Source organism: Flagellimonas olearia (assembly GCF_004150225.1).
Lineage (GTDB): Bacteria > Bacteroidota > Bacteroidia > Flavobacteriales > Flavobacteriaceae > Flagellimonas > Flagellimonas olearia.
On record NZ_ML142908.1, the window covers coordinates 733,748 to 757,909 of the forward strand.

General features: G+C 44.0%; 25 protein-coding genes. 14 read left to right on the plus strand and 11 right to left on the minus strand.

Features of this window, described 5'->3' with window-relative positions; genetic code table 11:
* Window positions 1–57 precede the first annotated feature (57 nt).
* Window positions 58–1,629: a BspA family leucine-rich repeat surface protein gene (locus DN53_RS08555; RefSeq protein WP_165357322.1), complete on the minus strand. Its 1,572-nt coding sequence runs from the start codon at window positions 1,627–1,629 to the stop codon at window positions 58–60.
* A 359-nt stretch (window positions 1,630–1,988) separates the two neighbouring features.
* Here DN53_RS08555 and DN53_RS08560 point away from each other — a divergent pair, with 359 nt between their 5' ends.
* The 7 genes from DN53_RS08560 (at window position 1,989) to DN53_RS08590 (ending at window position 8,652) form a co-directional block, all read left to right on the plus strand.
* Window positions 1,989–3,143, plus strand: a complete 1,155-nt coding sequence (locus DN53_RS08560) for a PSP1 domain-containing protein (protein ID WP_129653963.1) — start codon at window positions 1,989–1,991, stop codon at window positions 3,141–3,143.
* On the plus strand, window positions 3,136–3,621 hold the full coding sequence (locus DN53_RS08565) for a gliding motility lipoprotein GldH (protein WP_129653964.1): 486 nt from the start codon (window positions 3,136–3,138) through the stop codon (window positions 3,619–3,621). Before DN53_RS08560 ends, DN53_RS08565 begins: the two co-directional genes overlap by 8 nt.
* A 2-nt stretch (window positions 3,622–3,623) precedes the next feature.
* The gene (locus DN53_RS08570; RefSeq protein ID WP_129653965.1) at window positions 3,624–5,954 is read left to right on the plus strand and encodes a penicillin-binding protein 1A; all 2,331 of its coding nucleotides are present in this window, start codon (window positions 3,624–3,626) and stop codon (window positions 5,952–5,954) included.
* Window positions 5,955–6,050: 96 nt separating this feature from the next.
* On the plus strand, window positions 6,051–6,758 hold the full coding sequence (locus DN53_RS08575; protein WP_129653966.1) for a CoA transferase subunit A: 708 nt from the start codon (window positions 6,051–6,053) through the stop codon (window positions 6,756–6,758).
* A 10-nt stretch (window positions 6,759–6,768) separates the two neighbouring features.
* Window positions 6,769–7,125: a four helix bundle protein gene (locus DN53_RS08580; protein WP_129653967.1), complete on the plus strand. Its 357-nt coding sequence runs from the start codon at window positions 6,769–6,771 to the stop codon at window positions 7,123–7,125.
* A 37-nt stretch (window positions 7,126–7,162) separates the two neighbouring features.
* Entirely contained in the window at window positions 7,163–7,816 is a 654-nt protein-coding gene (locus tag DN53_RS08585; protein WP_129653968.1) for a 3-oxoacid CoA-transferase subunit B, read from the plus strand.
* Between the two features lie 311 nt (window positions 7,817–8,127).
* Window positions 8,128–8,652 (plus strand): GNAT family N-acetyltransferase, encoded by a 525-nt coding sequence (locus tag DN53_RS08590; protein WP_129653969.1) that lies wholly within the window; start codon window positions 8,128–8,130, stop codon window positions 8,650–8,652.
* Here DN53_RS08590 and DN53_RS08595 read toward each other — a convergent pair.
* On the minus strand, window positions 8,641–8,961 hold the full coding sequence (locus tag DN53_RS08595) for a hypothetical protein (RefSeq protein ID WP_129653970.1): 321 nt from the start codon (window positions 8,959–8,961) through the stop codon (window positions 8,641–8,643). The two genes, DN53_RS08590 and DN53_RS08595, sit on opposite strands and share 12 nt — an antisense overlap.
* A gap of 146 nt (window positions 8,962–9,107) precedes the next feature.
* Here DN53_RS08595 and DN53_RS08600 point away from each other — a divergent pair, with 146 nt between their 5' ends.
* On the plus strand, window positions 9,108–9,821 hold the full coding sequence (locus tag DN53_RS08600) for a helix-turn-helix domain-containing protein (protein ID WP_129653971.1): 714 nt from the start codon (window positions 9,108–9,110) through the stop codon (window positions 9,819–9,821).
* Between the two features lie 11 nt (window positions 9,822–9,832).
* Here DN53_RS08600 and DN53_RS08605 read toward each other — a convergent pair whose 3' ends face one another.
* From DN53_RS08605 to DN53_RS08625, 5 genes are all read right to left on the minus strand, one after another.
* Complete coding sequence (locus tag DN53_RS08605) at window positions 9,833–10,978, minus strand: methionine aminotransferase (RefSeq protein WP_129653972.1); 1,146 nt, start codon at window positions 10,976–10,978, stop codon at window positions 9,833–9,835.
* The gene (locus DN53_RS08610) at window positions 10,971–11,477 is read right to left on the minus strand and encodes a very short patch repair endonuclease (RefSeq protein ID WP_313790132.1); all 507 of its coding nucleotides are present in this window, start codon (window positions 11,475–11,477) and stop codon (window positions 10,971–10,973) included. Before DN53_RS08610 ends, DN53_RS08605 begins: the two co-directional genes overlap by 8 nt.
* Window positions 11,478–11,872: 395 nt before the next feature.
* The gene (locus tag DN53_RS08615; protein ID WP_129653973.1) at window positions 11,873–12,619 is read right to left on the minus strand and encodes a succinate dehydrogenase/fumarate reductase iron-sulfur subunit; all 747 of its coding nucleotides are present in this window, start codon (window positions 12,617–12,619) and stop codon (window positions 11,873–11,875) included.
* Window positions 12,620–12,625: 6 nt separating this feature from the next.
* The gene (locus DN53_RS08620; RefSeq protein ID WP_129653974.1) at window positions 12,626–14,629 is read right to left on the minus strand and encodes a fumarate reductase/succinate dehydrogenase flavoprotein subunit; all 2,004 of its coding nucleotides are present in this window, start codon (window positions 14,627–14,629) and stop codon (window positions 12,626–12,628) included.
* Between the two features lie 2 nt (window positions 14,630–14,631).
* Entirely contained in the window at window positions 14,632–15,300 is a 669-nt protein-coding gene (locus DN53_RS08625) for a succinate dehydrogenase cytochrome b subunit (protein ID WP_129653975.1), read from the minus strand.
* A 222-nt stretch (window positions 15,301–15,522) separates the two neighbouring features.
* On the opposite strand from DN53_RS08625, the gene DN53_RS08630 reads away from it, so the two are divergent.
* Both DN53_RS08630 and DN53_RS08635 read left to right on the plus strand, forming a co-directional pair.
* Window positions 15,523–16,410 (plus strand): RimK family alpha-L-glutamate ligase, encoded by an 888-nt coding sequence (locus tag DN53_RS08630; protein WP_116216759.1) that lies wholly within the window; start codon window positions 15,523–15,525, stop codon window positions 16,408–16,410.
* Window positions 16,391–17,350: a succinylglutamate desuccinylase/aspartoacylase family protein gene (locus tag DN53_RS08635; RefSeq protein WP_129653976.1), complete on the plus strand. Its 960-nt coding sequence runs from the start codon at window positions 16,391–16,393 to the stop codon at window positions 17,348–17,350. The genes DN53_RS08630 and DN53_RS08635 overlap by 20 nt, the downstream gene beginning before the upstream one ends.
* Here the strand turns inward: DN53_RS08635 and DN53_RS08640 are convergent.
* From DN53_RS08640 to DN53_RS08650, 3 genes are all read right to left on the minus strand, one after another.
* A complete protein-coding gene (locus DN53_RS08640; protein ID WP_129653977.1) occupies window positions 17,330–17,773 on the minus strand; it encodes a hypothetical protein in 444 nt (147 codons plus the stop codon). The two genes, DN53_RS08635 and DN53_RS08640, sit on opposite strands and share 21 nt — an antisense overlap.
* A gap of 93 nt (window positions 17,774–17,866) precedes the next feature.
* Window positions 17,867–19,045, minus strand: coding sequence for an acetyltransferase domain-containing protein (locus DN53_RS08645; protein ID WP_129653978.1), 1,179 nt, complete (start codon window positions 19,043–19,045; stop codon window positions 17,867–17,869).
* 152 nt (window positions 19,046–19,197) lie between these two features.
* Window positions 19,198–19,587, minus strand: coding sequence for a DUF2721 domain-containing protein (locus DN53_RS08650; RefSeq protein ID WP_116217617.1), 390 nt, complete (start codon window positions 19,585–19,587; stop codon window positions 19,198–19,200).
* 78 nt (window positions 19,588–19,665) lie between these two features.
* On the opposite strand from DN53_RS08650, the gene DN53_RS08655 reads away from it, so the two are divergent.
* The 4 genes from DN53_RS08655 to DN53_RS08665 all read left to right on the plus strand — a co-directional run bounded on the left by DN53_RS08655 (window position 19,666) and on the right by DN53_RS08665 (window position 23,228).
* On the plus strand, window positions 19,666–20,958 hold the full coding sequence (locus DN53_RS08655) for an aminopeptidase P family protein (RefSeq protein ID WP_129653979.1): 1,293 nt from the start codon (window positions 19,666–19,668) through the stop codon (window positions 20,956–20,958).
* A gap of 2 nt (window positions 20,959–20,960) precedes the next feature.
* Window positions 20,961–21,134 carry a DUF4448 domain-containing protein gene (locus DN53_RS17905; RefSeq protein WP_165357324.1) on the plus strand — a complete coding sequence of 58 codons (174 nt, stop codon included), beginning with the start codon at window positions 20,961–20,963 and terminating at the stop codon, window positions 21,132–21,134.
* Between the two features lie 195 nt (window positions 21,135–21,329).
* Window positions 21,330–22,187, plus strand: a complete 858-nt coding sequence (locus DN53_RS08660) for a DUF6892 domain-containing protein (RefSeq protein ID WP_129653980.1) — start codon at window positions 21,330–21,332, stop codon at window positions 22,185–22,187.
* 126 nt (window positions 22,188–22,313) lie between these two features.
* Complete coding sequence (locus DN53_RS08665) at window positions 22,314–23,228, plus strand: ketopantoate reductase family protein (protein ID WP_129653981.1); 915 nt, start codon at window positions 22,314–22,316, stop codon at window positions 23,226–23,228.
* A 54-nt stretch (window positions 23,229–23,282) separates the two neighbouring features.
* Here the strand turns inward: DN53_RS08665 and DN53_RS08670 are convergent, their stop codons facing one another.
* Window positions 23,283–23,894 (minus strand): CPBP family intramembrane glutamic endopeptidase, encoded by a 612-nt coding sequence (locus tag DN53_RS08670; protein WP_129653982.1) that lies wholly within the window; start codon window positions 23,892–23,894, stop codon window positions 23,283–23,285.
* Between the last annotated feature and the right edge of the window lie 268 nt (window positions 23,895–24,162).

Genomic DNA, 24,162 nt, shown 5'->3' on the forward strand with positions numbered 1-24,162 from the left:
ATAACCCCCCTGAAAACATAAGGGGGGTGTTTATAAGAAGTTCTTATTTCTTTTAGCCTAATTCTGGCACTCTTGATCTCCTATAAAGGTCCAACCTTTATTATTAATTAAATGATTCCTTGCATAAATGGAATTACTATCACAGTAGATTAACCCCTCTACGCCCACGGTTATATTATCTGGGGTATTATCATTAAATGCCCAATCAAACAACATGTCATCATAATTATTGGGGAGGATTCCTGAGTTGTCAAATGCATTGGACATATTAATCCCATCATTCAAGTTCCAACTACTCAAGTTTAAGATAAACGAAGTCGCATTTTTAAACATTGAACTCATATCAGAAAGAAGAACAACATTCCAATCGCGAATATCTCCAGCAAAGGCAGTTGCGCCATCAAACATGTGTGCCATTGTAGTAACATTGGCCACATCTTCTTGCCAATCATCTATTCCATATCCGTTATAGGATTCGGCTCCAGCAAACATATATGACATATTTGTGACCGTACTTACATCCCAATTGCTAAGATCGCCATAAAATGCAGTTGCATCTCGGAACATACTTGACATGTCTGTTACTTTCGACAAATTTGGATTGTCAGTGGCATTATATTCAAGATTATAACATCCATAAAAGGCATAAGACATGCTTTCCCATTCAATGGCACCCCATTGTTCTATGCCCACTAATTTTTGTCGATCCTCCTCGGAGGCGGCGTGCATCATTATTCTTGGGAACATGCCTTTTATAGCTACTAGGTATGTGTCCGGACTAGCATAAATATGATTCACAGAACCTGCCGAAACGATTTGCTCTAGGGTGCCATCACCCCAGTCGATTTCAAAATCATAGACAAGGTCAGGGTCTTCGGAATATGTACCAATCTCCATACTTTCATTTTCCGTACTGGTTTCTAGCTTAAGAATAAATGAATCAGGATCTTCAAAAAGAGATTCTATCACATTGGTCACGGTAATGGTTACCGTAGCTTCCGTGGCATCGGTTCCGTCACTAACACTAACAGTGATCTGGTGCGATGTGGCGGTTTCATAGTCCAAGCTCTGGCCTTCGGCCAAACTGATTTCGCCATCGTTATTGATGGCGAACAGCCCATTGTCGTTTGCAGATATTTCAAAGGTCAGTGGGTCCCCATCGGGGTCGCTCACATCAAGCAAGGTGTACAGTATTGCTCCGGATTCCGAATCTTCACTGGCCTCAAAGCCTTGGTCCGCAATTTCCGGTGCTTCGTTTACGTTGGTCACATTTATAGTGATGGTGGCCGTGGCACTGTCTGTTCCGTCACTGACACTTACGGTAATGGTGTAGCTGTTGGTAACGTCAAAATCCAAGGTCTGTCCGGAAGCAAGGGTCAAGACTCCGTCTGTGGATATTTTGAATGGGCCGGGATTACCAGTAATTGAAAATGTCAAGGTATCATCATCGGCATCTGTGGCCGTTAAGGTCCCCACCGTGGTGCCAGGGGTTATGGCCTCGCTCACCGAGACGGTCTTGTCGCTGATGGAAGGTGGATTGTTCGCTTCCTCTTTTGGTCCATCGTCTTTGCTGCAGGAATGCAGGGCAAAAGCGATAATACTAACAATAAGTAGCAATTTCAATTTCATAATTTGGGATGTTAAAAGATTAGGCTTCAAGATGTGCATAATCTTCAGATGATATTGGGGCGATCTAACCAATGGCATAACCCGGTTGACGGATGGTACATATAAATTGACGGGGTCGTGCCTTTCAAGAAAACACTGGGGACACACACTTATGTTTCAGGATGGCAACAAATTGTGCTATATTTACATTTGAGTAATTTTTATGAACCCTATTGAGGTTGTCCAAAAAGGATAAACGATGTTTGTATGTCACATCGAGCGCAGTCGAGATGTATGTTAAACAATGTTTGTTTTAAGGAGTTCTCGACTGCGCTCGAACTGACAACTTGTTTTTGTGCACCTCAATCAAGATACAAAATATGGCGTGTAGCAGTTGTTCAACCGGCAAGGATGGACAGCCGCGTGGTTGCAAGAACAACGGGACTTGCGGCACTGATGGTTGTAACAAGCTAACGGTCTTCGATTGGCTTTCCAATATGTCGTTGCCCAACGGTCAAAAACCTTTTGATTGCGTTGAGGTACGTTTCAAGAACAGTAGAAAAGAATTTTATAGGAATGCGGACAATCTTCCGTTATCCATAGGGGATGTGGTGGCCACACAGGCCAAATCCGGTCATGATGTGGGCATGGTGACCCTTACAGGGGAACTGGTGCGCATCCAAATGAAGCGCAAAAAGGTCTCGGCAGACGACAAAACCCTTCCCAAAGTATATAGAAAAGCTACCCAGCGAGATATTGATATTTGGCAAAAATGCCGTGATCGCGAAGAGGAAATCAAAAAACGATCCCGTGAAATTGCCATTTCCTTACGGCTTGAGATGAAGTTGAGCGATGTGGAGTTCCAAGGCGATGGATCCAAGGCTACCTTCTATTACACAGCGGAAGACCGAGTGGATTTTAGGCAGCTTATTAAAGATATGGCCAAGGCCTTTGGTATTCGTATAGAGATGCGTCAGATAGGGTATAGGCAAGAAGCACAGCGCTTGGGCGGTGTAGGTTCTTGTGGACGGGAGTTGTGTTGCTCTACATGGTTAACAGACTTCAGGTCGGTAAGTACGGCATCGGCCAGATACCAGCAATTGGCCTTGAATCCCCAAAAGCTGGCGGGTCAATGTGGAAAGTTGAAATGCTGTCTGAACTATGAGTTGGACATGTATTTGGAGGCATTGAAAAACTTTCCGCCCCAAGACAGCAAATTGCTGACCAAAAAGGGAATTGCCTTTTGCCAGAAAGCGGATATTTTTAAAGAAACCTTATGGTTTTCCTATAAAGATGACCCCGCCACGTGGCATACCTTGAGCAAGGACCAGGTGTTGGAAATCCTGGAACTGAACAAGAAGAACGAGAAAGTGGATAGCTTGGAAGAATACGCCCAAGATAATATCGATGAGGAAAAGGCGACCTTTGAAAATGTGGTGGGACAAGACAGTTTAACGCGATTTGACAGGCCTAAAAAGAGAAGGAATAAGAAGCGTCGAAAAAAACCTAACCCAAAAGCATCCTCCAATGCGTAATCTTTTAGCCCTGTTGGCGTTGGTGCTGATGGCCACATCCTGTAACGATCAATTGGTCTTTTCGGAATATGAGGCCATAAAAAATGGACAATGGGAGATGAGTGGCCCCGTGGCATTTGAATTTTCCGGGTTGGATTCCACCACTACGCATAATATGTTCATCAACATTAGAAATGATGACTCCTTTCCGTTCAGCAACCTTTTTTTGATTGCCGAATTGGAGTCTCCGGGAGGCAATACTATCAAGGATACCTTGGAATACAAAATGGCCGAACCCACAGGAGAATGGTTGGGCACCGGTTTGGGAAGTGTCAAGGAAAGTAAACTTTGGTTTCAGGAAAACATCGTTTTTCCCGATTCAGGCGTATATAAAGTGAACATTTCCCATGCCATGCGCAGAAATGGGGATGTAGAGGGCCTCCATGTGTTGGAGGGTATCACGGATGTTGGTTTGGAAATAGAAAAAAGCACCCAATAACAATGGCAAAAGCAAAACAAAAGGAGCAAAAAGGCTTCTTTACCTACATCAAATGGTTTTGGATTCTTTTTGGGTCCGGCGTTCTCTTCGCTATCTTGATTTTCCTCTTGGCCTCCTGGGGCAAGTTTGGGGAGATGCCCACCTTCGAGCGACTGGAAAACCCAGAAACCAATTTGGCCACTGAGTTTATATCTTCTGATGGGGAAACCCTTGGGAAATTATACTTGGACGATAACCGTACCCCGGTTTCATTTGACAAACTACCTCAAAACTTGGTCAATGCCTTAGTGGCCACAGAAGATGCTAGATACTATGATCATTCTGGTATCGATGCAAGAGGGTTTATCAGAGCTTTGGCCTATTTAGGTAAAAAAGGGGGAGCGAGTACTATTTCGCAACAGTTGGCCAGACAATTGTTCATTGGTGTAAGGGACAAGGAAAGTACTACCAATGCCATTTTGCAAAAAATTCAGGAATGGGTAATCGCTACCCGTCTGGAGCGAAATTATACCAAGGAAGAAATCATAGCAATGTACTTGAACATTTATGATTTTGGTTATGCTGCTGATGGTATCCGTTCCGCTTCAAGAATATATTTTGGAAAAGAACCGCATGAACTTCGTACCGAAGAATCTGCTGTTTTGGTGGGGATGTTGAAAAATTCATCTTTATATAATCCTATCCGGAGGGAAGAATTAGTGTTCAACCGAAGAAATACAGTGCTTGGTCAAATGGCCAAATATGATTACATCACTGAAGAGGAAAAAGATTCCTTGCAGGCTTTGAAGATGAAAATCAACTTTAATCCAGAATCGCATAGAGAAGGCTTGGCCACCTATTTTAGGATGTACATGCAACGCTGGTTGGGTAATTGGGTGGAGAGCCACCCAAAACCAGATGGGGAGAAATACAATATTTATCTAGATGGGCTTAAGGTATATACCACCATTGATTCCCGTATGCAAAAAAATGCAGAGGAAGCGGTAGAAGCGCACATGAAAAACCTACAGGCCGAATTCTTCCATCAAAACACACCGGATAGAAATCCAACGGCACCGTTCTTGGACATTAGCAAAGGTGCTATTGATACCATCATGCGTAGCGCCATGAAAACCTCCCCGAGATGGCGACATTTAAAGCGGGAAGGACTGTCCGAAAAGGAGATTGAAGCTACTTTCCATGAAAAGGCGGAAATGACCGTTTTTGATTGGAACAGTGACTCCTATGAAAAGGACACCATCATGACCCCCATGGATTCCATTCGCTACTACAAGACCTTCCTGAGAACGGCCATGATGTCCATGGAGCCCCAAACGGGCCATGTAAAAGCATGGGTTGGGGGTGTGGACTACAAACACTTTCAGTATGACAACGTGTATCAGGGAGCAAGACAAGCGGGATCTACCTTTAAACCTTTCGTGTACGCAGCGGCCATAGATCAATTGCGGTATTCACCCTGCGACTCGTTACCCGATAACCAATACTGTATTGAGCCATTGAAACATGGCAATATGGAGGCATGGTGCCCCAAAAACTCTGATGGAAAGTATTCCGGGAAGAACCTGACCTTGAAAAGTGCTTTGGCCAATTCGGTAAATACCATTACCGCCCAGTTGATCGATAAGGTAGGGCCGGGATCGGTTGTGGCCATTGCCAAGAATATGGGCATTACCCGCGATATTCCAGAAGTCCCCTCCATTGCTTTGGGAACCCAAGACATCAATGTCTATGAAATGGTAGGGGCCTATGGCACCTTTGCCAACCAAGGCGTATATGTAAAACCGGTCATGGTGACTAGGATAGAGGACAAGAACGGTACGGTTCTTTATGAGTATACCCCGGAGACCAAGGATGTGCTGAGCAAAGATGTGGCCTATGCCATGGTAAACCTTATGGAGGGGGTTACCCTATACGGTTCAGGAGGTAGGTTACGGCATACTTATGGAAAGAATCAGACCGTGTATAAAGAAATTATCACGGGATACCCTTATGAACTTACGAATCCCATTGCGGGTAAAACAGGAACTACCCAAAATCAAAGTGATGGTTGGTTCATGGGCATGGTACCCAATTTAGTGACCGGCGTATGGGTAGGTGGAGACAACAGGAGCATCCACTTTTCCAGATTGCTTTATGGTCAAGGAGCCGCCATGGCACTCCCTATTTGGGCAATCTATATGAAAAAGAATTACGAAAATGAGGAATTGGGGGTCTCTAAAGAAGCCTTTGAGAAACCCGAAAATCTGTCAATCAATGTGGATTGTACCAAAGTTTTGGAAGACCTTCAAGATGAGTTGGATACGGAAGACGACCTAGAGGATATCGATTTCTAACCTTGAAAAACATAAAAAAAGCGTTGGCCCCAAGCAGAATGTCTTGGGGCTTTTTTATTAAAATCGTATTTTCAAGCATCAGAAAATATAATATTCATGATCAAAAAAACGGTTTCCAATGTCCATAAGGCCCTTGGTGGTGTAACTGATGGGATGACCTTTATGTTGGGAGGGTTTGGCCTTTGTGGAATTCCCGAAAATGCCATTGCCGAGCTTGTACGATTGGGCATCAAGGACATTACCTGTATCTCCAACAATGCTGGGGTGGACGATTTTGGCCTTGGACTGCTTTTGCAGCAGCGCCAGATCAGAAAAATGATATCCTCCTATGTGGGTGAGAACGATGAGTTTGAACGCCAAATGCTGAGTGGGGAATTGGAGGTGGAGTTGACCCCTCAAGGCACATTGGCCGAAAAATGTAGGGCGGCCCAAGCAGGGTTCCCTGCGTTTTATACCCCAGCCGGATATGGCACCGAAGTGGCCGAAGGAAAGGAAACCCGTGAATTTGATGGGAAGATGTACGTCCTGGAACCCGCCTTTAAAGCCGATTATTCCTTTGTAAAAGCATGGAAAGGTGATGAAGCTGGAAATCTCATATTCAAGGGTACGGCCCGAAACTTTAATCCTTGTATGTGCGGGGCGGCCAAGATTACCGTGGCGGAGGTGGAGGAGTTGCTTCCGGCCGGAAGTCTGGACCCGAACGAAATCCATATCCCAGGGATTTTTGTGCAACGCATTTTCCAGGGGGAAAAATACGAGAAACGAATTGAGCAAAGAACAGTTCGAAAAATGAAATCAATGTAATAATGAATTAATGGTAAAAAGGGAAAATGTAATCGTTACCAAATCCGTTGATTTTGCCCTGAGGATAATTGATTTTTGTGAAACCCTAGAAAAACAAAGGAAATTTGTTGTTGCCAATCAGTTGCTAAAATCAGGAACAAGTATTGGTGCCAATATTCATGAAGCACAAAATGCGGAAAGCAGAGCTGATTTTATTCACAAAGTAAAAATAGCCTTAAAAGAACTTGAAGAAGTGAAGTATTGGTTAACCCTTTGTGAAAAGGCAGAAAACTATCCTTTTAAACCAAGTTTAAAGGATAATGCGAACGAGTTGGGATTAATAATGTATAAGATTGTAAGTACAAGCAAACGAAATCTTAAAAATTAATTCATTACTACATTAAAAACATTAGAGCATTATTTATATGTTGGACAAAAACGGAATAGCAAAACGTATTGCACAGGAGGTCAAAGATGGATACTATGTGAATCTGGGCATAGGTATACCCACCTTGGTGGCCAATTTTGTTCGTGACGATATCAGTGTGGAATTCCAGAGCGAGAACGGGGTATTGGGCATGGGTCCATTTCCATTTGAGGGAGATGAGGATGCCGATATCATCAATGCCGGAAAACAAACCATAACCACCTTGCCCGGAGCTTCTTTTTTTGATTCTGCGTTGAGTTTTGGAATGATCAGAGGAAAGCATGTGGACCTGACCATTTTGGGTGCCATGGAAGTGGCCGAGAACGGCGATATAGCCAATTGGAAGATTCCCGGTAAAATGGTTAAGGGCATGGGTGGCGCCATGGATTTGGTGGCTTCTGCGGAAAACATCATCGTGGCCATGATGCACACCAACAAGGCGGGGGAATCCAAACTCTTGAAACGCTGTACTCTGCCTTTGACCGGAGTGGGCTGTGTAAAGAAAATCGTGACCAATCTGGCGGTTCTGGAGGTCACCCCGGAAGGCTTTAAACTCCTTGAACGGGCCCCTGGGGTCACCGTTGAGGATATAGTGAAGGCTACGGAAGGAAAATTAATGGTTGGGGAAGAGGTGCCCGAGATGCGCATTTAGCAAATATCATTCGCTTTTTTACAACAAAAAGAAATGGTTACACAACATTAGTTTTATATTGTCATTCATCGATTATATATTTGGTTATATCGAATTTTTTACCCAAATTGACAACCGTAAAAACGACACCATGGCAGCCAAATTAAACCACACCACCATGGACGAAAACGTCCAAGTTTATCGAAACGATTTTTTTACAGGATTTATGTTACTGATCAAAAAGCTTTTTATGCTTTAGACGTATAATTTCCCCCTGAAAATTTTGGAGCCAACATTTTGTTAGGCTCTTTTTTTTGCAATAATTTTAAGCAATGACCTCGGCAAATCTATCTTTCAGGCAATGTAGTGTTTCAGATTTGGATACTTTGGTGAAAATCTCAAAGGACACCTTTGTAGCCGCTTTTGAACAGGATAATGACCCCACTGACTTTCAGGAGTATATCAACAAAGCATTTAGCAGGGAAAGGTTGGAAAGGGAACTTGAAAATCCCGACTCGCTCTTCCATTTTGTGTATGAAAGCAACACCTTGGTAGGCTACTTTAAAGTGAACTTGGGTACTGCCCAAACCGATGTCCATGATGAAAAGGCCATGGAACTGGAACGGATTTATGTGCTTGAAGGACATCAAGGCAAACAGATAGGAGCCCAAATACTTCAATACATCATCCAACTGGTTGTGGAACAAAAAATGGAATATCTATGGCTTGGGGTGTGGGAACACAACCCCAAGGCCATACGCTTTTACCAGCGCCATGGTTTCCAAAAGTTTGGGGAGCACCCCTACTATATTGGAACCGATGAACAGACCGATTGGTTACTTCGCTTAGAAGTTTAAAAGCTCCTCCAAGAAAATCACATCGGTTTCAGAGCGAATCTTGTACCCAATTGAGTTTTCAAAAGCAACATAGATCAGTTGGGCAATGGCCGTGGCATTGGCCTTGGTGAGGCTGTTGGTTCTGTAAACTACATCCCTGATGGTAGAAAAGCTCACTTTGCACTTGATGGCAATGTTTGCCAAATCGTCCTTGGAAGCATTTCTACGCAAAATTTCGGAAAGACGTTCACTGATGGGTTTGCCGTAATCTTCGTCAGTAAAAATGTACTCACTTTTAGGGACATAATTGAAATAATCTGGGGACCCCATAGATAATAGATTAAAGGATTAATAATTATTTTATTGGGGTTAATTCCTATTTTCTATATTTGGCTTGTAACCCAATTACAGAAAAGTAGCGAAATTGCTGCAGCTATAGTGTGTTGCGTAATAATATTACACAATATAGTAAACTTATGGTGATAATCAAGCAATTAAGGCGCAAAAAAAAGATTAGTCAAACACAATTGGGAGATGAAATAGGGGTTAGCCTTCGTACCATTCAGCTATACGAGCGGAAAGATGCCAATATTCCCATTAAAAATCTAACCAAGATTGCCCAGTATTTTGAGATGACCATCGCGGAACTGCATCTGCGGGAAATCAATGATTTGGGCGAACCCTATGTCAAGGATAAGCCCTTTACCAAACATGGGAGTGTTTTTTATCCCTTGGAGCATGGAAAATATTTGGTGATGGCTCCACTAGTCTTATTGGAATGGCACAAAAAATATATTGAAGCCCTGGATATGTTGAATAAAGGGGAGGAGAAAGTGCCTTTTCAATCTGCTTTTATCATAGATTCAGTGGCCAAAGAACCCTACTATATATTTGAGGTTTCGGGTAATTCCATGAACGATTCCAGTATACAGGCCATTCCCAACAAATCCTTTGTTTTGGGGCTGGCCCTTAAAAAGGAAGATCTGGCCAAGAAGGACGAAAGCTTATGGAACAAATCCTACATATTGGTCTGCAAGGACAGGATTATCTGTAAACAACTTACAGGATACGATTCAAAAAAGGGAACGGTTCAATGCCATAATCTGAATACCTCCCCCGAATATCAGGATTTTGAACTGTCCTTGGATGATGTGCTACAGGTTTTTAAGATCGTGAAAAAGCAGCTGTAACCTTACGCTACTCAAATTGAATTCAAAATTTCGCAAGCCTTGTCCAAAACATCAATGGTCTTGGCGAAGCAAAACCGCAGGAATTTTTGGTCATAATCTGCTTTGCAAAAAACAGAGACCGGAATACTGGCAAGCTTGTGTTCCTTGATCAAACGTTCCGCGAAGAGCGTATCTTTTTCGTCCGTGATATCGGAATACTCCAATAATTGAAAATACGTGCCGCTGGAAGGAATCATTTTGAATCTGGAGCCTTCAATACCCTTTAGGAAAACATCCCGCTTTTCCTGATAAAAACTACCAAGGGTTACATAATGTTGTGGGTCCTTTACATATTGGGCCAAAGCAACCTGAAGGGCATGGTTGACCGAAAACACATTGAACTGATGTACTTTTTGAAACTCCTGCATCAAGGGTTTTGGGGCCACACAATACCCCATTTTCCAACCCGTGGCATGAAACGTTTTTCCAAAAGAAGAGCAGATGACGGCTCGAGCGGCCAAATCGGGATATTTGGCCACACTTTCATGCGGGTTACCATCAAAAACAATGTGTTCATAGACCTCATCGCTCAACAGGATAATGTCGGTATCCCTTAAAATGTCCTGAAGCTGCATCATATCACTTTTGGACCAAATGGTGCCCGTGGGGTTGTGCGGGGTGTTGATAATGACCATTTTGGTCTTGGGACTTATCGCTGATTTAAAAGCACTCCAATTCATTTTAAAATCATTTCCCTCCAGAGCCACTGGGATACTTTTACCCCCAAAAAGCGTTATGGCCGGTTCGTAGCAATCAAAGGCGGGTTCTATGACGATAACCTCATCGTTTTGGCGCACAAAGGCGGCAATCGTTGTAAAAATGGCCTGCGTGGCCCCCGCCGTAACGGTGATTTCAGATTCGGGATGGTAATAGTTCCCATAGAGATGTTCAATTTTTTCTGAAAGGGCTTCCCGGAGGGAAAGTACGCCCTGCATGGGGGCATATTGATTGTGCCCTTTTTTGAAAGCTTCACCCACAAGCTCCAACAGTTTGGGGTCCGGGTTAAAATTGGGAAATCCCTGGGATAGATTAATGGCATTATACTCTTGGGCCAATTGGCCAATGGTGGTAAAAATGGTGGTGCCTACCTGCGGCAATTTGGAGGATGGTTCAATCATTGGAGCGATGTTCTTTTAATGTGTCAAGCACTTTTTGCAAGCAACTTTCCAAGTCTTTTTTTACTTCGGTCTCCCAAAACCGAAACACGGTATAGCCCATTTTTTCCAAGGCTTCGTTGACCTCCTCGTCCCGTTGGATGTTGCGTTCAATTTTTGCGATCCAAAATTCACGGTTGGTCTTGATTTTATGCTTGCGCTCCTCCCAGTTATAGCCATGCCAGAACTCTCCATCAATAAAGATGACCGTACTATACTTTTTTAAGGCGATATCCGGCTTTCCAATGAGTTTTTTGTAATCGATGCGGTATCGGTATCCCGCTGCCCACAAAGCCTTTCTAAATGCAAGCTCTGGCTTGGTGTTCTTGCCGCGGATCTTGCCCATGATCTTGGAGCGCTCCGGGGTGGTATAGAATCCACTCTCTTCATTGAACCTAGGCACTTTGATACGTTCTGTGGGATACTTTTTGGACATCTTGGAATATACGAAGGTTTCAATCAAAAATAAACTGTTGAAATATCATTCTGAGCAAATGGAAGAATCGATTAGTGGACAACAAAATGGTTTGACACGAATATGTCATGTCGAGCGTAGTCGAGACACAATGCAAAATCCAATCACTCATATGAGATGCTGAAACGAGTCCAGCATGACACGGGTGCGTCATTTCGAACTGTCAGGTTGAGCGCGGTCCAAATCGAAGTGATAAATCCCAAAAAGGATTAAAGATTTCTCAATTGTCATTTCATTCCTCATTTCGAAATGACATAAGTGGTGTGTGTTATTTTAACCTTGTCAGTATGGTCTCTAATGCGCTCGACCTGACAATATCCAAAGCAACAAAAAGCCCCCCACTCTTAAGAGTGGGGGGCTTTTCTATATACGGTGTCTATGACTTATCCCTTTAGGGTAGCCGATAGATACTCTCGGTTCATTCTGGCAATGTTGGTCAAGGAAATCCCTTTGGGGCATTCCACTTCACAAGCTCCGGTGTTGGTACAGTTTCCAAAACCTTCCAAATCCATTTGGCGTACCATGTTCTGGACACGTTCCACAGCCTCGACCCTTCCTTGGGGCAGGAGTGCAAATTGTGAAACCTTGGCAGAGGTGAACAACATGGCACTTGCATTTTTACAAGCGGCCACACAGGCACCACAACCAATACAGGTGGCGGCATCCATCGCCTCGTCCGCATCGTGTTTGTTGATGGGAATGCAGTTGGCATCCACGGTGTTTCCAGACGTATTTACAGAAATATATCCTCCAGCTTGTTGGATACGGTCAAAAGCACTACGATCCACGATCAAATCCTTGATCACAGGGAACGCTTTTGCTCGGAATGGCTCAATCACAATGGTATCGCCATCATTGAACTTACGCATGTGCAATTGGCAAGTGGTCACCAAACGGTCTGGACCGTGGGGTTCCCCGTTGATTTGCAAAGAGCAGGTTCCGCAGATACCTTCCCTACAATCATGATCGAACTCTACGGGTTCCTCACCTTTGGAAATCAATTCCTCGTTCAAGATGTCCAGCATTTCCAAGAAAGACATGTCCCCTTCTACACCGTCAAGCGTATAATCCACTATTTTTCCTGCTGAGGACGCGTCTTTTTGACGCCATATTTTTAAATATAATTTCATAGTTTCTTATTTGTAGGATCGTGTCTTCAGTTCAATATTATCATACACCAAATCCTCTTTGTGCAATTTGGCATCTTTGGGCTCACCGGCAAATTCCCAAGCGGCCACATATTTAAAGTTCTTGTCGTCACGCAATGCCTCACCCTCTTCGGTTTGGTATTCCTCACGGAAATGTCCACCACAGGATTCGTTTCTGTGCAGGGCATCCTTGGCAAACAGTTCACCCAGTTCCAAGAAATCGGCCACTCGTCCGGCTTTTTCCAATTCTTGGTTTTTGGAGTCGATGGTTCCGGGAACCTTTACGTTTTCCCAGAAATCCTTGCGCAAGTCGGAAATCTCCTTGACGGCCTCTTCCAATTCTTTGGCGTTTCGGGCCATACCACATTTGTTCCACATGATCTTGCCCAACTTTTTGTGATAGTAATCCACGGAATGGATTCCAGAACCGCCCATCAGTTTTTCCATACGGTCACGGACTTGCTTCTCGGCCTCATCGAACGCTGCGGAGTCGGTTGGGATTTTTCCGGTCCTGATATCATGGGACAGGTAGTCACCAATGGTATAAGGCAGCACAAAATAGCCATCGGCCAGACCTTGCATCAAGGCCGAAGCTCCCAATCGGTTGGCACCGTGGTCGCTAAAGTTGGCCTCGCCTGCTGCGTAGCAACCGGGAATGGTGGTCTGAAGGTTGTAATCTACCCAAAGTCCACCCATGGTGTAGTGCACCGCAGGATAGATCATCATTGGGGTCTTGTATGGATTCTCATCCACAATTTTTTCATACATCTGGAAGAGGTTACCATATTTGGCTTCAATGACTTCTTCTCCCAATTTTATAATGGTGGCCTCATCAGGATTTTTAAGTCCAGAGGTCAACGCTTTTTCTTTTCCGTAACGTTTAATGGCTGAAGCAAAATCCAAATACACGGCCTCCCCGGTCTTGTTCACACCAAATCCGGCATCGCAACGCTCCTTGGCAGCTCTTGAAGCCACATCACGGGGCACAAGGTTACCGAATGCGGGATAACGTCGTTCCAAATAGTAATCACGATCTTCTTCCGCAAGTTGCGTGGGCTTCAATTTCCCTTCACGGATGGCCACGGCATCTTCCATTTTCTTGGGCACCCAAATACGGCCATCGTTTCGCAGGGATTCGGACATCAAGGTCAATTTGGATTGATGTTCTCCTGAAACCGGGATACAAGTTGGGTGGATTTGCGTAAAACATGGGTTGGCGAAGAAAGCCCCTTTACGGTGTGCTCTCCATGCCGCCATTACGTTACTTCCCATGGCGTTTGTGGATAGGAAGAACACGTTTCCATACCCTCCAGTGGCCAAAACCACGGCATGGGCACTGTGTCGTTCAATCTCCCCACTTACCAAATCCCGGGCGATGATACCACGCGCTTTTCCATCCACTAGGACCAAGTCCATCATTTCATGACGGTTATAGGCTTGGATCTTACCCCGATTGATTTGTCGGTTCATGGCCGAATAGGCTCCTAAAAGCAACTGTTGGCCTGTTTGCCCTTTGGCATAAAAGGTTCTGGAAACGAGTACTCCACCGAATGAACGGTTGTCCAACATACCACCATACTCACGGGCAAAAGGAACTCCCTGTGCCACGCATTGGTCAATAATGTTTCCGGATACCTCTGCCAATCGGTATACGTTGGCTTCACGGGAACGGTAGTCCCCTCCTTTTATGGTGTCGTAAAAGAGACGGTAGTTACTATCCCCATCCCCTTGATAGTTTTTGGCTGCGTTGATCCCTCCCTGGGCAGCAATGGAGTGTGCCCTACGTGGGGAATCTTGATAGCAGAAGGTCTTAACGTTGTAACCCAACTCGGCCAAGGTAGCGGCAGCCGCACCTCCAGCCAACCCTGTTCCTACCACAATAACATCGATGTTCCTTTTGTTGGCGGGATTTACAAGATTGATGTCGTTCTTATGTTTGGTCCATTTATCGGCCAAAGGCCCGGATGGAATTTTGGAATCCATTATGCCCATACTTAATGTGTTACTGGGTTAAGGTGATGATACAGGGCGATGAAAGCAAAGCCCAAAGGAATGACCACCGAAAATATTTTTGCAAATGTCTTGATACCTGGAGAGTACTTGTTGTTCAATCCCATACTCTGGAAAGAAGAGGCAAAGCCATGCCACAGGTGAAGACCCAGAAGGAAAAATGAAACAATGTAGATGATGGTCCTCCAGAATGGAGCAAACTTCTCTACGGTTTCATGGTAATAACGCGTTGGGTCCTCTGGGGAAACCTCTATGTATTTGTAGGCCATTTCATGAACCCAAAAATCATAAAAGTGGAGTGCCAAAAAAGCTAAGATCACCAATCCGGAATAGATCATGTTTCTGGACACCCATGGTGCGTTGGCGCTTCCCTTGTACTTCACATAACTGCCACCCCTTGCTTTCTTGTTCTGGATTTCCAAAGCAAAACCCATGACAAAATGGATGATCACCCCCGCAATCAGAACGGGCTGAAGAACAAATTGTACCAATGGATTGTATCCCATGAAATGGGACCAAGCATTAAAGGTTTCAGGGTCTAGGACCGAGGCAATGTTAATGGTAAAATGTTGTGTAAGAAAAACAACCAAAAAAAGACCCGAAAGTGCCATCACAACTTTTCGGGCAATTGAAGATTTTATCAATCCACTCATTAGTGCTGGTTTTGAGACAAATTTACAGCACGGACGAGTTTTTAACAAGCTTTCAATATTGGAAAACAGCTTATTTAGATTGATTTTAAGCTGTTGGGTGCCCCTTGGAAGAAATAGGTTTGGTCAATACATAAGGCTTGATCCTATTTTCAAAACCTTATCGGGCATCAAGTTTGGGATTTTTGACCGATATTACCGATAATTACCAACCGAAACCTAATCATGGACATTGCCATTTTATCCGTTAGCCTCAACGTACATTCCACCAGAAGAATAGCACAGGAGGCCCAAAATGCCGGACATTATGTGGAAATGATCGATCATACCCGATGTTCGGTACAGTTGGGCACGGACAAACCCAAAATTTATTTGGATGCGGAGGATATTACCGATGAGTTCGATGCCATTATTCCCCGTATTGGCACCACAGTGACCCGTCACGGTGCCGCCATTGTGAAGCAGTTTGAGATGAACGACATCTTTAGCACGGCCAGGTCCTTGGGCATAACCCGGGCCCGCAACAAGGTGCGGACCCTCCAGATCATGTCCAGAAAGGGTATTCCCATTCCCGAAACCGTATTTTCCATCAATCCCCACAACGTTGAGGAGCAGATCAAGTTTTTGGGTGGCGGTCCGGTCATCATAAAATTGCAGGAGGGCACCCAAGGTAAAGGGGTAATGCTGGCCGAGAGTAAAAAATCGGCCAAGTCCATTATAGATACGCTTTACAATATGAACACGAGTATTTTATTGCAGGAATATATTGAGGAAGCCCATGGGGAGGATCTTCGGATCATTGTGGTGGGAAACAAGGTGGTGGCCAGTATGAAACGGATCAGCAATATCGATGATTTTAGGTCCAATGTACACCGTGGTGCGGAAACCGAAGCGGTCCAGTTGACCCCAAAGGAAAAATATATTGCCCTGAACGCAACAAAATATCTGGGTCTTGGAGTTGCCGGGGTGGACCTTATCCGTTCCAAAAAGGGGCCTTTGTTGATAGAGGTAAATGCCTCTCCAGGATTGAAAGGGATAGAGGCCGCCACAAATGTGAACGTGGCCAAACACATCATCCAATATGTGGAAAAAAATGGACGCAGAAAAAGATAACAAGACCATCACCATAAACGGGGAAAGTATAGCTCCCGGGGAACAAAAATCCGTTGAGTTGGGCATAGCCCGTTTGCCTACGGGAACCCTGATCGATATCCCGGTACATGTGTTCAATGGAAAGAAGGCCGGTCCAACCGTGTTGGTGCAAGCCGGACTGCATGGCGATGAGATCAACGGGGTAGAAACCTTGCGTAGAATGCTTCAGGAAAAAAAGTTCAATGTCAAAAAAGGGGCGGTAATGGTGGTCCCGATCCTCAATATTTTTGGATTTATCCATTTTTCAAGGGATGTACCGGATGGGAAGGATGTGAACCGCAGTTTTCCCGGGCGCAAAACAGGGTCACTGGCCAGCAGGATTGCCCACACCTATGCCTCCCAGCTATTGCCACAAGTGGATTTTGGAATTGATTTGCATACCGGGGGAAGCCAACGCCATAACCATCCCCAAGCCCGATATACCCAGGAAGATCCCAAAAGTAAGATGCTGGCGGAATCCTTCGGGGCGCCATTTCATTTTGCTTCCAAGTTGATAACCGGGTCTTTTCGGAAGACGACTTTTAAAATGGGCATACCTACCATGGTGTATGAAGCGGGTGAAAGTATGCGGTTTGATGAAAATGCCATTGCATTTGCCATGCAGGGGATACAAAACGTAATGAATGGCCTGAACATGTTTGCCAAAAGTGAACTAAAAGAGGAAAGTGCATCGGTCCACTTGGAGTATACCCGATGGGTCAGGGCGCCCAGGGCAGGGATGTTCATACCACAGATTGCCAATGGACAATCGATTAAAAAAGGAGAGGTTTTGGGCTTGGTTACGGATACCTACGCAAAAAAGAACAAAAAAATCAAGGCCCCATTTGATGGTTATGTGCTCTGTATCAACCACCAAGCTGTGGTCAACCAAGGCGATGCCCTATTTCATCTGGGGCGCTAGGCCTTTCTTCTCTTCTTCTATTTTGGAAAGGCTCCAGGCAATGGCGCTTTCCAAGTCTTGGAACTGGCGAATTTTTTCCTTGAAGAACAGTCGCTCCAAAACAATACTGGATAGCCCACCCTTGTCATAGCTTACAATGGAATAGTACTTGAGCTGATGTCGATTTCTATAAAATTTCAACCAATCCGTGGGGACAACAGAGTAATGATTGATCCGATTGGAAATGTAGGCAACGGGTTCATCCCTCCCAATGATCTCGTAGGCAATGTCTATGATTTTTTTAGCCATGTACCAGTTAAAGACGGTTCCTTCCTTGATTTCGGAAATGACCAACCCATCAAAGAAATAGAAAACCCCAAACTCGCATTCCCGAATCTCACGGATATTCTTAAAAAAGTCAATGTCCTTAACGGTCTTCTGCATGCCAAAAATACTGGGACCGTAAAATTAATCAATCCCAAGACGTATTCCGACACCGTTTTGTGAACATCTATACTTTTTAATCCAAAAAGCCTTTCATAGATAGGTCAACCACCATTTTTCCCTATGGGTAGTCTTATAATCATTATACCAACTACAAATGGGATACAAGGCCAAGGTCAGCAGGATCCAAATGAGGTAAACCACCCACAGGCTAAACCCATATCCCCTTAGCTGGGGTTGCAAAGTGACCCATAGATCGATGACCATATCGGAAAAATTGAATCCTGTTAAGATGGCGGCAAACACCGCCAAAACATGAATCGCATAAATGTGGAGGATGTAAAAAAACATGGGTACCCGACCAATGACCACCAATTTTTCGGTCCAGTAGTTTTGCCAGTTTTCCACCAAGCCCAAAAAGATTAGTGACGGACCAAGCGTGATCAATAAATAAAGCAAGGATGGTGGATATTTGGTCACGTTGAAAAAAGAAGCTATGGTTAACCCAATACTATCTTGATCTGCCCAAAGGTTAGGGTCACCATAGGTGTTGAAGGCCCTCAGCGCAAAAAACACCAAGACCATCCCAGCACCCATTTGAAACAGCCTTTTAATGCGTAGCTTGGCATCAAAGGAAGGCAAGTAGAGCCCGCCAAAATAATATCCAAGGGGCATTACAAAGATCCAAGGAATCATAGGATATCCCACAAAGAGTTGAAAACTGCCCAAATCCAGTAAATTGAAAACATGCAATAAGGTCCATATCCCTGAAGTCACCGGGTCGGTCGGAGCAACGGAGTCCAATAGGTTATGACCAAAAACGGCAATAAGAGAGAGTGCTATCATAAGCTTTCTGGGAAGATGGATAAATCCGGCCAAACAGACCATGCTTATACCCAACACCCAAATTACTTGAAGAAGGATGGTGGAATAGTCCAGTTTGAACATCCACGCCAGTTTTATAATGGTGAACTCAGCAATCAACAACCAAAGTCCACGCTTCAACAACCATGTGGAGAGGGCTTTTTTAGTGATGCGTTGTCCTACAAAAAAAGCTGAGGTCCCGGCCAAGAAAACAAAGACCGGTGCACAAAAATGGGTAACAAACCGGGTCCAGAACAAAGGGACATTGGTTTGCGACATGTCCGTTGGGTCAAAGAAATAGGCATCGAAATGAAAATAATCGCGCACATGGTCCAATGCCATGATGACCATGACAAGCCCGCGCAGCATGTCAATGGATTTGATTCGGTTTTTTCGGTTGGTCTGCATGATGATGTGTGTTGATGGTTGTTTTTTATCAAAAGGAATAACCTTCTGTACAAGTGCATATTAGCATTACCAAATTACACAAAAGCCATGGATGAAAAGACCCGAAAATTGCTTTATTTCAAGAAAGGAAGGATTTCCTTATCAACAAGAGATCATTTTTCCATACTCTTTAGCTGAATCCCCAACGCTTTGGTGGAAAGCTGAACTTCCAGTAGGGACAAGAGCAAGGAAATGACCAAGAAGACCAGACTAACCCCAAAGATGACATTGGCCCAAACGTTCAGTTCCACATAGATGAGGAACATGGTCACCGCTGCCAATAGGAAACTGATGATGGCCGTGGCCTGCATGTTTTTGATGATACCCAAACGTTTTCTGAGTTGGTTTATCTGTTGTTTCAAGGGTTGGGCCGAGGTTTCCTCAAACTGTTTGTGCAACTGTCGGATCAGTGCCGCAATGGCCAAATATCGGGCATTGTAGGCCAACATGGTCAGGGAAATGGCCGGAAACAATAGGGCCGGGATGCTTAGGTTGAGCTGCATGGATTTTATTTTAACCGGAAGGTATGAATTTGTCTTCGGGAACACAATTACCTACATTTGGACAAATCATTTTTTGACATGAAATACTTCCCTATAGATCGAAACCTATTCATAAAGAACCGCAAGAAATTTATGGCGCAGATGAAGCCCAAAAGTATTGCGGTGTTCAACTCCAACGACATTTATCCCATTGGAGCGGACAGTACCATGCCCTTTGAGCAAGCAAGGGATATTTTTTACCTGAGCGGAGCGGATCAAGAGGAGACCATTTTGGTACTTTTCCCGGACGCTATGGACAATAAACACAGGGAGATTCTTTTTGTGAGGGAGACCAATGAGCATATTGCCGTTTGGGAAGGGGCCAAGCTCACCAAGGAACAAGCCACGGCCGTATCAGGGATTGAGACTGTCTACTGGCTCACGGATTTTGACAAGGTATTTTTTGATTTGATGACCGAGGCGGATACGATTTACTTCAACACCAATGAACATTACCGCCAAGCGGTGGAGACCCAGACCCGGGAAGACCGTTTCATCCTAAAATGTAAACAGGATTTTCCTGCCCACCAATGGGCGAAGAGCAATACTATTTTACAACAGATTCGCGGGGTGAAGGAACCAGAGGAAATCGCATTGATGCAGACCGCTTGCGACATCACCGAAAAGGGCTTCCGAAGGATTTTGGGATTTGTGAAACCCGGTGTTTGGGAGTATGAAATGGAAGCGGAGTTCCTCCATGAGTTTATACGGAACCGTTCCAAAGGCTTTGCCTACACCCCCATCATTGCATCAGGCGCCAACGCCAATGTGCTCCACTATGTGGAAAACAACCAACAGGTGAAGGACGGGGATATGATCCTGATGGATTTGGCCGCGGAATATGCCAACTATTCCAGTGACCTTACCCGGACCATACCCGCCAACGGAAGATTCACCGACCGTCAAAAGGCAGTGTACAGTGCGGTACTCAGGGTCAAGGACCAAGCCACAAAAATGTTGGTGCCCGGAACTCTTTGGGCCGAATACCATAAAGAGGTGGGCAAGATCATGACTTCCGAATTATTGGGTCTTGGTCTATTGGACAAGGCCGATGTACAGAATGAGGACCCCAAATGGCCTGCCTACAAAAAATACTTTATGCACGGTACCAGTCACCATATTGGATTGGACACCCATGATTACGGAGCATTGAAAACACCCATGAAGGCCAATATGGTCTTTACCGTGGAACCTGGGATCTATATCCCAAAAGAGGGAATGGGTATCCGTTTGGAGGATGATGTGGTCATCCAGGAAAAAGGGGAACCGTTCAATTTGATGCGCAACATCCCCATTGAGATTGAAGAGATTGAAGAACTCATGAATGCTTAACCATGGGACTGCTCGTCATACTCCAACAAGCCGATATTGAAAAGAAAATACAGGAAGCCCCGGACAGTTCCTATGAAATAGGCGTGGTCATTGGCAGCTATTTGCCCTTTGTTGTGCTGGCGGGGATTGCCTATGCCCTGTATTATTATAATAAGAAAAAACGCGGTTCGGAATAACCTTTCTTTCTTTTTCAAAAACTTACGTCAATTGGTTTTGGCCATTTGTTGCTTCAGAGAGGGTATTCATCAATTTTGCTTTTCATTTTAGGATAGGGTTCTCGAAGTTTGGGTATCGAGGACATGAATCTGGTTTAATGACTCATATCCTTTTTTAGTTGTTAAACATGCAATCATATCCTAACTCAAAAGCATATGGATAAGAATTTAGAAAAGGCAATCATACAAGAATTAAAACAATTCAACTACAAAGGAGACATACCAATGGATGTCAATGAAAAAATTGGAGGTAAGTGGGGCAATGGTGAATTGATCTGGGATTACAACCATCTCCCTTACAGCTTTTACGATATAGATAAGTATCCCGGTTATTTCCAACGAAATACTGAAAGATTGATTCGATCATTGGATGGGATTGATTGTCAAAAAGAATTAAGGATTTTAAACATTCCATTATCAAAGGTTGACGATTTGGCCATACTTTCCCAATTTAACAATTTGGAAGGATTGGCCATTGGAATTTCTGCTTTGTGCTCCCTAGATCCTACTTTGGAAATGAAGTCTTTGAAAAGACTTTTTGTTCATGGTGAAATTAGTGATAAAAACATGTCGGTTATTTGGGAATTAAGGGAAAACAATGTTACAGTGGACCTCATGGATGACCTAGAATTCAATCTAGAAAATTGGGCAAAACCATTTTCTGACATGAATGTAAAATTGGCGGTTTTGGATAAATTGTCCAATGAGGACAAAATTGAACTTCCTAAATTATTTTATTTCTCTGAGTATTGCTTTGATGTCTTTAACCTTAAAAGGGTACTACAGGTTGATATCGAAAAGCAGTTGGATATAATAGAAAGCCTGGAATGGGAAGGAGGTGGACGTAACATTCAACATTGTGTTTATCCACAATGGGATGGAGAAGACGACACATTTAACATCCGTTCCCTGGAAGGTTTGGAGAAATTGGGAAGATTAAAGAAGTTTAATATTGATTCTTGTGCCAATGAAGATTTTCAAATCCCCGATAAATATAGAACGATAGTTAAGTAACTGTTTTACAACAGTAAGTATAACCATAAACCGAAACGAATTAAAATTGAAATACAAGGATTGGCTTTCCGATAGGGAAGACGGACTCTAAAAAGTATCTGGCGGAATCTTGGTACCTTTGGTCGTATGAAAACGTACATCATCGGAGCTGGGTCTGTAGGGAAGACGTTGGCCGTTTGTCTCCATCATCAGGGAAAGGAAGTAGAGTTGATCCGCGGTCGCGAAGGTCAGGGCAAACCCCATCAGCAAAAGATTACCTTACAGCTTAAGAATGAAGCTCAGCTTGAGGCGAATATCAGTATCAGTACCTTGGACCATCACAAAACCTTGGATGGGTTGGTGGTCCTCACCAACAAGTCGTTCGGAAATGAGGCACTCGCCGAAAAACTGCAATCCAAAGCCAAAACTTCACCCTTGGTTTTGTTGCAAAATGGACTGGGTGTGGAGCAACCTTTTTTGGAGAAAGGCTTTGGTGAACTGTACCGATGTGTCCTTTTCATGACCAGCCAGCATAACGATGCCAATACTGTTAGTTACAAACCCGTTGCGGAATCGCCCATTGGGGTTATCCAGCAAGGGACCTCCAATTTGGAAACAGTAGTAGGCCTATTGGATACGCCCAATTTCAGATTTGTGACTGAAAAGAACATCCAGCGTACCATCTGGAAAAAGGCAATTGCCAATAGTGTCTTCAATTCCATTTGTCCGTTGTTGGAAGTGGATAATGGCATCTTTTACAGAAATAAGGAAGTGCTGGCTATTGCGCAACGGGTGATTACGGAATGCGTGACCATTGCCAACAGAAAAGGGGTGGATTTGGGCACTTCGGAATTGGAAGACCAGGTGTTGACCATAAGCCGAATGTCTGACGGGCAGTTTATCTCCACCTTGCAGGACATCAACAACAAAAGGGAAACGGAAATTGACACCCTGAACTTTGAAATTTACCGAATTGCCCAGGCCATGAACCTATCCGATCGGGTAAAGGAAACCCGATTGTTGGGCGAGCTGGTAAAGTTAAAATCCGAACTGCACCGGTAGAGTCTCCGTAGCTTTTATTCTTCTTCTTTGCGGGGTTTTGGAAAACCCCGTCGATCACTCCGGGGGATTTGGGAACTCTAATTTAGTTTTACGGGTATTTTTGATAAGATACCAAGTTACAATTCCTGGCACGACCAATGTCTGCAAAATAAAAAACGACAATTGTTCCCATCCACCTAAATCCACACCTTCACCATCCGGAACGAATAATGAATTGCCCAATGGGCCAGCGGAAAAAACAACTATACTGATCACGATCCATCCAAAATGCAATCCCAATGGCGTATACAAGGATTTCGTTTTGGCAAAGGCATAGGCAAACATCCAACCTCCTGCTCCGGTCAATAGAAAAACATAGGCCATTGGAATGAGACCGCTACCAAACATTTGATAACTGAACCAATGGTATATTCCAAATGCCGATGCACTGATGATGCATGCCCAATTGACTCCTAACCTTTTGATGAGAAGGTATAACAATGCACCTCTAAAAATAAGTTCTTCAAGCAAAGCGGCCTTAAACGCCCACCATATCCCATTGATGCTCTCCCAAATTCCATAATCAGGGTTTCTTACATAGCCAATGTCCTTAAAATAGGACTGGCCCAGTAAATTGATAGTGCAAAACAACGCCATGAAAATCAAACCAATAAAAAACCCTTTCAAGCGCCTCTTGGTTGGCTGTATCCCCAAAACAGTGATGTGTTCTTTTGAAATTAACCAAAGAATTAGCCATGAGAGAAGAAAAACAACTACAATACCTAACAAACCACGCTAATAAAGTATAAGATTCTTCAATATACTCTTATTATTTTAATATAAGCTAGCGCTACAATGTGCACTAAACAGAATTTGAGTTTGTAACCGTATCTGATTTAAGGGAGATTCCACATGAATCATATATTGGATGCTGAACACAAGGGGAAATATAACA